This is a genomic window from Terriglobus roseus (genome assembly GCF_900102185.1).
GTDB classification, from domain to species: Bacteria; Acidobacteriota; Terriglobia; order Terriglobales; family Acidobacteriaceae; genus Terriglobus; species Terriglobus roseus_A.
Window position 1 is genome coordinate 3205765 of the sequence record NZ_LT629690.1, and the last position, 14020, is coordinate 3219784.

General features: G+C 55.6%; 10 protein-coding genes. 1 reads left to right on the plus strand and 9 read right to left on the minus strand.

Going from position 1 to position 14020, the window contains the following annotated elements; genetic code table 11:
* Window positions 1-20 precede the first annotated feature (20 nt).
* The 4 genes from BLT38_RS13390 to BLT38_RS13405 all read right to left on the minus strand — a co-directional run bounded on the left by BLT38_RS13390 (window position 21) and on the right by BLT38_RS13405 (window position 7165).
* Window positions 21-1652, minus strand: coding sequence for a GspE/PulE family protein (locus tag BLT38_RS13390; RefSeq protein ID WP_083345635.1), 1632 nt, complete (start codon window positions 1650-1652; stop codon window positions 21-23).
* 50 nt (window positions 1653-1702) lie between these two features.
* Window positions 1703-2920 carry a type II secretion system F family protein gene (locus BLT38_RS13395; protein WP_083345636.1) on the minus strand — a complete coding sequence of 406 codons (1218 nt, stop codon included), beginning with the start codon at window positions 2918-2920 and terminating at the stop codon, window positions 1703-1705.
* A 145-nt stretch (window positions 2921-3065) separates the two neighbouring features.
* The gene (locus BLT38_RS13400; RefSeq protein WP_047489742.1) at window positions 3066-3446 is read right to left on the minus strand and encodes a HesB/IscA family protein; all 381 of its coding nucleotides are present in this window, start codon (window positions 3444-3446) and stop codon (window positions 3066-3068) included.
* A gap of 191 nt (window positions 3447-3637) precedes the next feature.
* Window positions 3638-7165 (minus strand): TonB-dependent receptor, encoded by a 3528-nt coding sequence (locus BLT38_RS13405; protein ID WP_083345637.1) that lies wholly within the window; start codon window positions 7163-7165, stop codon window positions 3638-3640.
* Window positions 7166-7283: 118 nt separating this feature from the next.
* Here BLT38_RS13405 and BLT38_RS20540 point away from each other — a divergent pair, with 118 nt between their 5' ends.
* The gene (locus BLT38_RS20540) at window positions 7284-7514 is read left to right on the plus strand and encodes a hypothetical protein (RefSeq protein ID WP_156785126.1); all 231 of its coding nucleotides are present in this window, start codon (window positions 7284-7286) and stop codon (window positions 7512-7514) included.
* A gap of 349 nt (window positions 7515-7863) precedes the next feature.
* On the opposite strand, the gene BLT38_RS13410 is transcribed toward BLT38_RS20540, so the two are convergent.
* From BLT38_RS13410 to BLT38_RS13430, 5 genes are all read right to left on the minus strand, one after another.
* Complete coding sequence (locus BLT38_RS13410; RefSeq protein WP_047489748.1) at window positions 7864-8352, minus strand: Rid family hydrolase; 489 nt, start codon at window positions 8350-8352, stop codon at window positions 7864-7866.
* 74 nt (window positions 8353-8426) lie between these two features.
* Window positions 8427-10022, minus strand: coding sequence for a flavin monoamine oxidase family protein (locus tag BLT38_RS13415; protein WP_083345638.1), 1596 nt, complete (start codon window positions 10020-10022; stop codon window positions 8427-8429).
* 241 nt (window positions 10023-10263) lie between these two features.
* Window positions 10264-11415 carry an acyltransferase family protein gene (locus BLT38_RS13420; RefSeq protein ID WP_083345639.1) on the minus strand — a complete coding sequence of 384 codons (1152 nt, stop codon included), beginning with the start codon at window positions 11413-11415 and terminating at the stop codon, window positions 10264-10266.
* Window positions 11415-12119 carry a UMP kinase gene (pyrH, locus tag BLT38_RS13425; RefSeq protein WP_083345640.1) on the minus strand — a complete coding sequence of 235 codons (705 nt, stop codon included), beginning with the start codon at window positions 12117-12119 and terminating at the stop codon, window positions 11415-11417. Before pyrH ends, BLT38_RS13420 begins: the two co-directional genes overlap by 1 nt.
* 128 nt (window positions 12120-12247) lie before the next feature.
* A complete protein-coding gene (locus BLT38_RS13430) occupies window positions 12248-13969 on the minus strand; it encodes a RecQ family ATP-dependent DNA helicase (protein ID WP_083345641.1) in 1722 nt (573 codons plus the stop codon).
* Between the last annotated feature and the right edge of the window lie 51 nt (window positions 13970-14020).

The following is a 14020-nucleotide window of genomic DNA, read 5'->3' on the forward strand; positions in this document are numbered from 1 at the left end:
TTGGTCAAACGATGCGCGGCCTAGCGGCCGCTTTCGATGAACGTCACCTTATTGATCTCATGCAGCGTGGTCACACCGGCGCGCACGCGTTCCAGTGCGGAATCGCGCAGGAAGTGCATGCCCTTCGCCGCAGCCTTGCGACGAATCTCGCTACCGGGCTTCTTCTCCAGCAGCATCTCGCGCACTTCATCGTCCAGTTCCAGCAACTCATGAATCGCCGAACGTCCGCGATATCCCGTGCCGCCGCACTCAATGCAACCGGAGCCTTCGCGGAACTGAAACCCGCGCCACTCCTCAGGATTCAGACCGTTCTCCAATAGCTCTTCGTCGCTGTACGTGCGATGCGTCGCGCAAAAATCGCAAATCTGTCGCACCAGTCGCTGCGCCAAGATACAGTTCAGTGCCGAGACAAAGTTGTAAGGCTCAACGCCCATGTTCAGGAATCGACCCAGCACGTCGACAACGTTGTTCGCGTGAACCGTCGTGAACACAAGATGGCCCGTCAGAGCAGAGTTGATAGCGATCTGCGCGGTCTCAGCATCACGAATCTCACCCACCAGAATCTTGTCCGGGTCATGACGCAGAATCGAACGCAGACCACGCGCAAACGTCAGGCCCTTCTTCTCATTCACCGGAATCTGCGTGATACCGCGAATTTGGTATTCGACAGGATCTTCAATCGTGATGATCTTGTCTTCTTCACTCTTGATCTCGTTCAACGCAGCGTACAACGTTGTCGTCTTACCAGAACCCGTCGGCCCAGTGACGAGCACCATGCCGTAAGGCTCTTTGATGTAACGACGGAAACGCTCCAGATCATGCGCGCCAAAGCCGACAACATCCAGCGAGAGCTTCTTGAACTTCTCGCTCATCGACTCTTTATCCAGCACACGCAGCACAGCATTTTCGCCATGCACCGTGGGCATAATCGAAACACGGAAATCGATCAGGCGTCCCTTGTAACGCACACGGAAACGACCGTCCTGCGGCACACGGCGCTCTGCGATATCGAGCTCGCTCATAACCTTGATACGCGAAAGAATCGTCTGATGATGTTCACGCGCAATGGGCGCCATCGCTTGCTGCAACACGCCGTCAATGCGGTACTTCACCAGCAGTGAATCGTCGTATGTTTCAAGATGGATATCCGATGCACGCCGTTCCAGCGCGGAGAAGATCGTCGTATCCACCAGTCGAATGATCGGTGAGATATCGTCTTCACTAGTCAGTCGTTCAATGGAAATGTTCTCGTCTGGATTATCTTCCGCAGACAGAACGTCAAACGTAAGGCCTTCCGTAGCCTCTTCCAGAACGCGCTGCGACTGCTCCGTCTTCTTCAGCAGATCGGTAATCTGCGACAGCGTAGCGACGCGCGTCAGCAACCGCTGACCAAGCAGTCCAGAAATCTCATCCAGCACCATCAGGCGCGAAGGATCACTGACAGCGATAACGAGTCGATCCTGCAACTGTTCCAGTGGAATGAAGTTGTAGCGGAACATCAGTTCCACCGGTACCGACTTCACCAGTTCATGCTGAATCTTGAAGTCGCGCAGATCAACGAACTCGCAGTGATAGCGCCGCGCCATCAACTGCGCGCGCTCTGTCTCGTTCAGTTCCGGATTCGCAATGGGGATTGCTAGAGGCGATGCCATAAGTTCGTTTGAACTCCTAAATCTTTAGGTGAATATCACTGCGGGGCAGATCATTGCCCAGTTGGGCTGCCGTTAATTCCACCCGCGCCCAGCTGCAGGATTGGCAGGTAAAGCGACAACAGGATGCCTGCGACCACCACGCCCATCACGATCATCAACAGCGGTTCAATCAAACTCAGCAGGGCCGCCATCGATGTGTCCACGTCTTCCTCGAAGAATCCGCCCACGGAGTTCAGCATCGCCGGCAGAGCACCCGTTGATTCGCCCACTTCAATCATCTCAATCGCAAGCTCTGGAAACACATTGGTTGATTCCAACGACCGGCTCAGGCCCTGGCCTTCACGCACCTGCGTGACAGAAGCAAACACCGCATTCGAAACCTGCCGCGACGAGATGGATCGGGCTGCAGTTTCAAGCGAGGGCACCAGCGGCAGACCGCCAGTCAGCAACGTGGACAGCGTGCGGGCAAACAGCCCTACCTGGTACTTCAACCAGATGTTGCCCATAACAGGCAGCATCAACCGGAAGCGGTCCACAGCGTTCGCGCCCGAATCCGTCTTCGTCCAGCGATAACCGGCGTACCCGGCGATAAGCAGCACCGGCAACACGTATAGTCCATACGCTTGCGCACCATTTCCCAGAGCCAGCAGCATCATGGTGATCTTTGGCAGTGGCGCATTCAACTGCTCATACAGCTGCGCAAAGCGCGGCACAACAAACGTGATCAGAAATACAAACACGCCCAGCACCATCGCAATCAGCAGCGACGGATACACCAGCGCACTCTTCAACTTCTTGGTCACCGTCAGCGACACGCGCTGAAAGTCCACATACCGCTGCAGCACTTCGGCAAGGTTGCCGGAACGTTCACCGGCAAGCAGTGTGGTCGTAAAGATCAGCGGAAACCCACCCTGCGCATCGAACGCACCGGAAAGCGACTCGCCCGTCTTGATGCGCGCAGCAACATCCACCAACTGCGCCTTGAAATTCTCATCGCGCTGCCGACGCGCCAACAGTTCCAGCGATCCCGGAATGGGCAAGCCCGCTTTGATCAGCGTCACAAACTGCTGGTTGAACACCAGAAACGGTTGCAGCTTCACCTTTTTCTGTGTCGATCCACCGGCAAGGACATTCTTCGGCTTTACGGAATAGACAAGATAACCGGCCTGCAAAAAGCGGGCACGCAACTCTTCCGCGCTGGCGGCAGGATGCGTCTGCTCCTGTACGCGACCGCGTTCGTCGGCGAGTTTAACTACAAATTCCGTCATCAGATGGTCTGCACAATTTTAGACGGCTACTGCGACCAAACGTGGATGGCGCACAATTTCTTCAACATAGCCAACAGAAAGGCCCGCTTACGCGGGCCTTTTTGGAACTGGTGCTGCAGGTTCGCAGCATAACTTTTCAGCGGATTTAAACCGAGAACGATGATCCGCAACCGCAGGTGCTCTTCACCTGGGGGTTCTCGAACTTAAAGCCAGCAGCCTCAAGCGTCTCCACGTAATCCACGGTGCAGCCGTTCAGGTACATGGCGCTGGTCGCGTCCACGAAAACCTTCAGGTCTTCAAAACGGACAACCTTGTCCATCATGCCCTGCTGGTTCTCAAAGCTCATGGAGTACTGGAAGCCGGAGCATCCGCCACCGACCACACCAATGCGCAGACCAGCCGGAAGCGGATCCTGGGTGGCCATAATCTCCTTCACCTTGGCGATGGCAGAGGGCGTCAGCGCAACGGGCTGGGTCGTCGGGGCCGGGCCGGTGACTACTTCGGGTGTGGGAGCGGCAGTTGCCATGGTGGTTGTCTCCTTCAAAACTTCAATCTCTAGTGTAAGCCCCCGGCAATCTCCGATCAAGCCGGTCGCTGTTCACTTCTATCTAGATGCTTCAGAACGCTTCAAGTTGCGGTCCTGTTCAAACCAAATCCAAAAAGGAGGGCCGCAGCGTAATGCTACGGCCCCGAGGCAGTTACACCCTGTTTCGGCCGCTAGAAGGAAATTCTGCCGCCAAGCGAGATGAGGCGCGGGAAGTTGATGGCCGACGTGTTCACCGAGCCAAAGGATGCGTTCCCGTACTTCAGACCGTTCGTGTTCAGTGCAAACAGCGGGGTGTTTGTCAGGTTGAGAGCTTCCGCCTGGAAGCGGAAGTGTACCCGCTCCGTCTGAAAGTCTTTGAACACAGACATATCCACGTTGCGAGAGCCCGGTGCACGGCATGCGCTGCTGGTACGGGACAGGTTGCCGAACTGGCCGTTACCTGGCTGCGTGGTGGCGAATGCCGCAGGGTTAAAGAACGTTGTCAGGCGCGATTGCGTTGATCCGGACGTGCACAGCGGAACCCCGTACAGAACATTCGGACGCTGTGTTGCCGTTCCCAGGATGGAAGAGTTGAGGTTCGTGTTGTTCTGGATCGGCACCGGACCACCCGATTGACCGACGAAGGTTGCGTTCGCACTCCATCCGCCTACGATCAGGTCGAGCCAGCGATTGTTGTTCAGGAACGCACGTCCCTTGCCGAAGGGCAGTTCGCCCGTGCCGCCGAAGGTAAAGCGGTGCGGGATGTCGTTGATGGCCAGCGAGTACTCGCCGCCAGGGCCGTTGATGTTGTAGAAGTTCTGCGGTCCGTTAGCACCCACGTTCAGGTTGCTGCCCTGTGCGAACACGCTGTCCATGTTCTTTGACCACGTGTATCCAGCCGTAAGCGAGAAGCCGTGAGAGAACCGCTTGCGAGTATTCATGATCAGCGACTCATAGTTGGACTTCGAGACGCTGGGCTGAATGTTCACTGCGCTGAACTGCGCGAATGGACGGCAGAGCTGATTGTTAGCAATCTTTGCTGCCGCAATCACACCCGTGCCACCCTTACCGGAATAAGGATTGGTGCTGCTATCCGTGAGGAATGTGCTGCTGCCCGTGTTGGCTGGGCATGCACCCTGTCCGTATGGAATTGCACCCGGATTGATCTGATCAATGTTGTAGGTGCCACCATTGCTGGGCAACAGATTGCGACCATGCGATGCAACGTAGCCCAGTTCTCCGGACATACCGAACGCAAACTCACGCTGCACATCCAGTGACCATTGCTGGATCAACGGCATGCGGCGATCCTGATCAATCGTCGTAAGGCTGGTACCGATGCCTTGAGAGAGACCAAGGCTGTTACCAGAAGGCTGCGTCAAACCGCCCGGAAACGGATTGCTCAGGGAGTTGGCAGGTGTACGATTGCTATCGTTCGATGCAACATAGGTTGACGTTGCAGCGTAGCCAGGAGCAAGGCTGGCGCTGGTCGAGTAGAAGAGCGGCGCGTAGAAGACACCGAAGCCACCGCGTACCACGGTCTTCTCATCCAGCGCATAGGCTGCACCAATACGAGGTGAGAGATTGATGGAGTGATTGCTGCAGCAGTGATCGCTGTATCCGGCTTGTCCGGCGTATTCAATCGCACCCTTCGTCGTAACTCCTGCGGTCGTCTGCAGTGGGCTGGTAATGTTGCGATCGAAGCCAACGGCATAGTGATTGCTGCGTTCGCGAATGCCAGGCTCCAGCTCATAGCGCATACCCGCATTGATGGTGAGCTTGTTCGTTAAGCGGATATCGTCCTGGAAATACACGGCGTTGTATTTCACGTTGAGCGCAAGCGGTGTTACCACCTGCACCGAACCACTTGTGGGATAACCAAGCAACAGGTCCGCAACGTCTGCACCACCGGAGCGTGTGCCCGCCAATGGATTTTGCGAGGTAAATGTGTTCTGGAAGGTATAGCTTCCGTTTCCGGTACTTACATTGGTGAAGTCCACGGAAATAGTACGGAAGTTATAACCAGCTTTGATGGAGTGACGTCCCAAGCTCTTTGCAACAGCCACTACGATGTTGCGTGAGTAAAACACTGCAGGCCCGGAGTTATTCGTTCCAAAGGATGCTGCAGACTGCATCGTGATGGCAGGGAATGCCTTCTTCTGCAGGCTGTTCGCATAGCTGGATGGGAATCCTAGCTGCGTCTGGTCATAGTTAGAAGTCAGATCAAGCGTGTTATTCGGGAAGCGATTCTGTCCATACGACACAGTCAAAATCGTCGTGGGATTCAGCGTAATCACGTTGTTCTGATTGAACGCATCCACCTTACGATAGAGCAGGTATGCAGTGGTACCGCCTGCAAACGATCCCAGCGGGTTACCGCCTGGCTCCTTCGATCCATAGTGAAGATAGGACGCATTGGCCAACCACCACTTAGTCACCTGGTGATCAACCTTTGCAATAAATTCATCTGCGCGATCTCCGAGAAGATCGGTCGGCTGAAAGTTTGTTGCACCGAAAGCAACCGACGGATTACAACCCGCAGCGCATGTGGGCAATCCTGTCAGAATGTTCTTACCCACGTTGTTGATACGGTTCGCAGGAATAACATTCCCTGCGAAGGCAGTACGGATACCGGTAGTAGGATCCGTCGTCAGCGGATCATAGATACAAAGGCCGCTGGTACAAACACCGTTGGAGACAGTACCGCGTGCAGAGAAATCACCGGCCTTTTCCGCGGCAGTTGGAAGATAGTAGTTAGCGCCGAGAGGTGAACGCTGACGATAACCTTCTTCCGTGACCCAGAAGAATGTCTTGTCTTTCCAGATAGGACCGCCGAGCGAACCTTCGTAGCTGTACTGGGCAATGTTAGGCCGCGCCGCGCCTGTACGATTGTTGATCCATGTATTCGCTGACCAGTTCGTCTGTCGCGTGGATCCATACAGGTTGCCATGCAATGTGTTGGTGCCGGATTTCAGAAGAGTATTGAATACGCCGCCACCAGTGCGTCCTGCTTCAGCGTCGTATGTGTTTGTCTGCGTCTTCATTTCCTGCACAGATTCCACAGACGGAATGATCACCGCACGATTCGAGAAATCAGTTACCGGAACACCGTCGATCAGGTAGTTGTTCATGTTGACCGGTCCACCGGCGATCGAAATCGCGGATGATCCTGACTGATCCTGAAAACGATTGAAGCGTGGATCGCCGACTGCGGTCACATTGTTGTTGAGCTTGGTAAGAAGAAATGGATTACGACCTAGGTTCGGCAGATCAACCAACTTCTGCGTATCAAATACCTGGCCGTTCTGCGCGGTTGCCGTATCAATGGTCGGCGCCGCACTGGTGACTTCAACCACTACACCAGAGCTGCCCACTGTGAGCGGAACATCCAGGGCTAAGGTCTGCTGTGTGGCAACCACCACGCCTTTCTGCGTGTAGGTTGTAAAGCCGTTTGCGGAAACAGAGAGATCAAATGTTCCAGGATCTACCGCGTTAAAAACATATTCGCCCGCGCCCGTCGTCACAGTCTTACGTGTGATCTTGGTTCCGGTGTCTGTCAGCGTAATTTCAGCATTTGGAATTGCTGCTCCGCTGGGATCTTTCACCAGGCCTTTCAATGTGCCGTAGTACGACTGTGCGTGTCCTGGTACGGCCGCAGCCAACAGCACTACGGGGGTAAGCGCGAATGATCGGGAGAAACGACTATATCTGGACAACATAAGACCTCCTACAAAGGTGCGGCAATTGGGTACAGATGTTCGTTGCCCGCGGCGCTCGGTATCGCCGGGACAGATCTGGAGTTGCAACGATGCGTTCGCGGCGCGAACATCGCGACGCGTGACAAACGATGAAATTAGTGACTCGGTGCTGCTGGTACAGCTCGTCACCCCGAAGGCGTTTGCGTTCGGCGTGCCTGCGATGCAATATCCGGAGATTGATCCGGGGTTGCGGTCGTTGTTGCAGGTACTCGGTGTTACTTCAGGTGAAGCAAAGCGGGCGGTACATTGTGCAAAAGGTGCTGCGGGACTGCGAAGGTTCCACCCTTATCAGGGGTGCGTCTTCAAGTAGTTCAGCTAGCTGTGCATCAAGTCCTCACTTAGGACAAGTGAGAAGAAGAAGCACGTTGGATGTGATTGGTTGAACTGATATTACGGAGAGGTCAATAACGTGTCAACGAAGAAATGATGGTTGAGAAGGAAAACTAACTATTTTTCTTCCCGTCAACACGTTGTGTGCACCACTCATGCAGCAGCGACTGCACTACAAAATCCAAAAACACAAAGAGCGTAAAGCCCTTTGCAGAGGCAGCAAAAGAAGGACTTTCTTTGCTTACCTTGCGGAGACTTTACGCTCTTTACCTGCTGCTTTCGTATATCACCAGCCTGATATTCAAGGCCGACAATTACGGTTAGTTTTCTTACTTACCTTTTACCGCAATCACTTCAATCTCCAGCAAGTATCCCGGCGCAACCAGATTGGCTACCTGGAAAGCAGAACGAGCAGGCTTGTTGGGCTGCTCCTTCGTCCCGAAGAACTGCGTGAAGCTTGCCTGCAGACCGGGGAAATCGATCTTGCCAAGCTTGGGATCGGCAGCAAGAAACACAGTTGCCTTCACAACATCCTTCATGTCCAGGCCCTGCTCCTGCAGGATCTTCTGGATCTTCGTCAGGATGTCGAAGGTCTGCTGCTTGGTGTCGCCAAAGACTGCGGGTGTTCCCTTTGCTGCATCAGCAGGTGTGATGGGCGTTGCAAGCTGACCGCTAACATACAGCGTGTCACCCGCCCACACAGCAGTCGCAATGGGCGACTTCTCTGTCTGGATGTGCTTCACCGTTACCTGTGCGTGGCTGGAAACAACGGCGGCGGTAGCCAGTACACCGGCCAAAATCGTGCTCTTCAACTTCATGGAAATGCTCCTTCTGTGATCGTTGCAAAAGACAAAGGGGGAAGGCTCATCGCCTTCCCCCGAATGTTATCGGTTTACGCTTCCACGGGGGCGTAGTGACCAGCCATCCGTGCAGACTTAACGCGCTCGCTCACCATCTCTGCTGCGCGACGGCCAGACTGCGATGCGCCTTCCTGCCAGCCCACAACGTGCGTTGTGTGATCGCCCGCAAAGAAGATCGGACCATCCGGCTGAATCAGCGTGTTGTAACCCGCATCGCCACCGCCGTAGCTACGAATCCACGAACCTTCGTTATAAGGAATGTGGCGCCACATGCAGATGATGGGCTTGGTCAGCTCCTGGCTATGGCCAGGATGAACCTTCTCAAGCTGCTTCTTCGCCGTGGCAAACTTCTCCTCCAGCGTCAGCTTCTCCCATCCCCAGTTCAACTCGTCCTCATAACCCGTGCACAGGATACCCTTGTCTGCCATCAGGTTCGCTGACGGATACCAGATCACGGTCGTTGGTCCAGGCGCACGGAAGGTCAGGCCACCGTAGATGTTGTATTCCTTCTCCCAGAAGCGGTTCGATTCCCATGCCAGCTTGTAGCTGTTCGCATAAGTCGCACCGTCAATCGCAGCCTTGTACGGCGCAGAGAGATCGTTCTTCATCTTCTTGATGATCGGCAGCGGCATGGCGTTCACCATGTAGTCGGCCTTGATCACCTGCTCCTTGCCGTTCTGCATGTACGTGACTTCCACACCCTTGTTCGCGCCCGTGCGCTTGAACGATGTCACAGGTGCGTTGTAGATGATGGTCTTCGTCTTATCCAACTCACGCGCAAAGGCATAAGGAATACGATCCATGCCGCCCACCGGCTGCATCATCGTTGCCTGCCAGTCCCATGCTTCTTCATACAAAATGCCCGACCAGAAGTTCGCATCCAGCAGCGAGTGCATGTCCAACGGCTCTTCAATCTGCATGGTCTGCGAGCCTGCGCCGGGATACTGCTTAATGCCAGCGCGATCAGAACCGTGATACTTACCGTCAAAGCCCAGCGGACCGTAAGTGCGCAGGAAGCTCAACATACGATCCTTGTCTTCCTTGGTCAGATCCGTATCAAGAGCACCGCCCTTGATCGACTTCGCAAGCAACTCGCTCACGTGGCCACGTGCATCGTTCAAAGCCTTGCGCTGTACGACAGGCTTGCCGCCATAGACGGCGTCGTTCTGCAGAAGGCTGGAGCGCGACGTGTTGATTTCTACTTCGAGTGGCACATTCAGTTCGCGGCAATAGCCCAGGATGGTGGTGTGAACCGAAGGCAGTCGGCCGGGACCGAGGTTCTGATAATGCCCCGGCTCCCACGTACACTGCTGCTTCGTTCCATCAATAAATTCAACGGTGGTGCCATTGCGCGCGCTCCAGTTACGTCCACCGGGACGGCTGCGTGCTTCCAGCAAAGTAACCTTATAGCCCAGCTTGCGAAGCTCATACGCAGTCACCAGTCCGGCGACACCGCCACCCGCAACCACTACGCTGACACCCTTGCCAACGCCAGCCTGAGCCTCAATCGGCTTCACCACCTGAGCCTTCATCGGCATAATGCCGAGAGCCTGCATGGTGGCAAACGTTGCGGAATAACCGCCGGCCTGGCCGACGCGCATAAGGAAGTTACGACGGGTCATCGACATCGAAGAAATGGCTCCTTCTTCTGCTGTGCCGGAAAATTCCGGCGGTTACAAACAGCGACAGGAAATCAAAACGCGGATGTGCGTTACGAGCACGCGCACCACACGCGGTCTCCTGAATGAATTGTGAAAGGATTGCAACTTCAGTATGCCAGACAATCTCCGCAGGCGAAATGGAAAACCTGCGGAAGACGCAAATGGCAGAAAGCCGCCGCGCCACGGGCGAGACGATTAGGATGCCGAACTAACCGAGCGGAGTGCCAACCTCTACCGGCGGCTTCGGCTCGCGATACACCCATCGGCTCAGCAGGTACTTCTGCGCCGGATGCTCCACCAGCTTGAACGCCGTGTACGCAAAGCAAAGAATGAACGCGTAGCTGATCCACGGGTCATACTTCGCCACACCCATCCGCTCCGGCAAATGGTGGTCATGGATGAACAGAAATGTATTGAAATGCAACAGATACAGGCACAGACTCGCGCGCCCAAACGCCGCAATCGGTCCCCATCCCAGAATCCGCGAAACCCAGTGGTTGCCAGTTAGCCCCCACACCAGCAGCGCAAATACCGGGGTCAGCATACCGCCATGCAGCATGACGTAGGGCAAGCGCGGAACCAAAAGATAGAACGCTGCAAGAGCGGCGCCGCCCGAAAGCAGTGTCAGCCCCAGTTTCACGCGATCACTCAAATCCACCATCGCATGCAAGCGACCCAGCGTAATTCCCGCCAGGAAGATCGGCACAAACGGCAGTGGCGTGTACTTCAGCGCGCGAAGCCAATATCCCGAAGAGTAGCGGTCAATGTTGTACAAACCATCGGGATTCAGAACGGTGTAGATCGCTGGCAGCAGCAGTTCCCACAGCCAGAACACACCAAACAGCGCCAGCAGTTTCCCCGGCGTGCGCGGCCAGAACTTCATGCGGATGATGTGCGGAAATGCCAGGTAAAGCATGGCTTCGGTAGCCAGCGTCCACGCCACCGTGTTCCAGAACGTGGCCAGCGTCGGGCTCCAGCCCTGCAACAAGAGCGGCGTCAACACCACGCCGCGCACAAACTCGCTCAGCGGACGGATCTTCCATTCCGCATGCAACATCTCCAGCGAGATCACCAGTGATAGCAGATACACCGGATACAACCGCGAAAGCCGCGCGGCGTAAAACTTGCCCGGCTTCAGCGTGTCCGCGCGATGCACATAGTTGTACGCCAGCACAAATCCGCTGATCAGCAGAAAGAAGCTGATGTACGTAAACCCTGCATTGATCACGGGCTTCACAAACTCCGGCAGCGGAGGCGTGAAGTGAAAGAACATGATGCCGATGGCAAGAAACGTCCGGATGCCGGTCAATCCCGGTAATGGCGGTTTCTTCTGCGGAGCAACCGCGGTCACTTCCGCCATTACGACGTCACAAGCGTTCCGAGTTTTTCGCCCGATACAACACGCACAATGTTGCCCTCTTCACGCATGGAGAAGATCACCATCGGCATATTGTTGTCATTGCATAGCGACACCGCAGACGTGTCCATCACACGCAGGCCCATCTTGATGATGTCCATATACGTAATCGTCTGGAACATCGTCGCGTCAGGGTCCTTCTTCGGATCAGCGCTGAAGATGCCTTCTACAGAAGTAGCCTTCAGCAACACATCCGCACGAATCTCCATGGCGCGCAGCGCAGCCGCGGTATCCGTGGAGAAATACGGATTACCCGTACCCGCGCCAAAGATCACAACGCGTCCCTTTTCCAGGTGGCGGATCGCACGGCGGCGGATGTAAGGCTCGGCCACCTCGTGCATCTCAATTGCGCTCATCACGCGGCACTGGATGCCCAGCTTCTCAATCGCGTCCTGCATGGCAATCGCATTGATCACCGTGGACAACATGCCCATGTGGTCAGCCGCAACGCGGTCCATATGGATGGCCTGTTCCGCTACACCGCGGAAGAAATTGCCGCCACCCACCACCACAGCCACCTGGCTGCCATTGTTGGCAAGCTGCACAATCTCCGAAGCCACACGGCTTACGAAGATGGCGTCAATACCAAAGCCCCGGCCCGCAGCCAGTGCCTCACCTGAAATCTTGAGAAGAACGCGTTTATACATCACCGCTCCCCAGTATCGCACGGTCGTTACGGTTCATCGAAGAGCCCAGAAGGCCGAATACCCGCCATCAGCCTCGGATTACACCGGACCGAAAATAAGCTCGCCCGAACTCCTCCTGATGCCACCCTTCAGGCGTTCTTTAAGAACGAATCCTTCAGCCGCTTGCACCCACCATCCTCAAACTGCACCATCACCGTGTCGCCCACCACATCTCGCACACGTCCGCGGCCAAACCGCTTGTGCCGAACCACCACGCCCTCCTGAAACTTTGCAGGAATAGTCTGTGGCAAGGTCTCCGGAGCCGTCGTCAGAATCGGCCCATTCAACGTCTCAATCCGCGTCACACCCTCACCTTCACTGGCGCCATGCAGTGCCACCTCCGGCTCGTGCATCTCCCACGCGCGATTTACGCAGTTATCGCAGTTGCCACACAGCTCGCCCTCGGGCTCATTGAAGTAGCGACGGATCACCTGCATCCTGCAGCGCACCGTTTCCGCGTACAGCATCATCTCGTCCAGCCGCGAACGATCCGCCGAAGCCCGCTCCACATACTCATGCAGCAGCGTCTCCACATGCGCATCCGTGATCGGTTCTCCATGACGCAGCACATACCCACCACGCAGCCGTCGCACCACTTTCATCTCACGCAACAAATACAGGATCACTTCAGCCCGACGCTTCCCAATTCCAGCACGCTCCGGCAATGCCGCGGCATTCACCGCGTCCGTCGCAGAAAGCGTCTCAAGCACAGCCCGCAACTCCTCAGCACGTGGATACCGCCCCGCCGCAAAGAAACTCTGTATCCGCCGATCCTCCAGCCGATACAGCAACACTGCCTGCGCCTGCCCGCCATCGCGTCCCGCACGCCCGGCCTCCTGGTAATAGCTCTCCAGCGAATCCGGAAACTCGTAATGAAACACAAATCGGATGTTCGGCTTATCAATCCCCAGCCCAAACGCCTTCGTCGCCACCATCACGCGGCAGGTGTCGTTCATGAACTCAGCCTGCGCACGTTCGCGTTCTCGAGCCGTCATCTTGCCGTGATACTTCCCACTGGCAATCCCCGCTTCTTTGAATCGCTCATACAGTTCGTTAGCCGAACGAACTGACGCTGTGTACACAATGCCCGTGCCATCGGTGTTCCCCAACATCTGCATCAACCGCGCCAGCTTCGCATCGTTGTTCACCGTGGGATGCACCGCAAGAAACAGATTCGTGCGATCGCTTCCGGCATTGATCACCACAGCATTCTTCGCATTCAATTGCTCCAGAATTTCGTGGATCACATCGTCTGTCGCAGTGGCTGTCAAAGCCAACACAGGCGGATTGCCCAACGCCTCACGCGCATATCGCAACCCCAAATAAGCAGGCCGAAAATCATGTCCCCACTGCGCAATCGTGTGCGCCTCATCCACCACAAACAGCGACACACCTGCCTGCTTCAACTCCGCAAGAAACTCACGATTCTCCAATCGCTCCGGCGTCACATACAAAAGCTTCGGAATCCCCGCCGCCAATGCCTCGTCCGCTTCCTCACGCTGATGTTTTGTAAGCGTTGAATCGATCTTGCTAACTTCAATCGAAGCGCCTTCCGCCTTCAGCTTCTGATCCTGCATCAACGCAATCAAAGGCGAAACCACAACCACCGTGTGCGGCAACAACAAGGCAGGCAACTGATACGTCAGCGACTTCCCCGCCCCAGTCGGCATAATCGCGAGCACACTACGCCCACGCATCACAGCTTCCAGCGTCTCCCGCTGCGCGCTACGAAACTTCGCAATGCCAAAGCGAGCCTTAGCCTCCCGCTTCAACAAATCCCAGGGCACGGTTTCTTCAACAAGCTTCTTCATAGCCAGACGAAATTAGGATGCAATTCCTACCGCAACAGCCTGCTGTATATC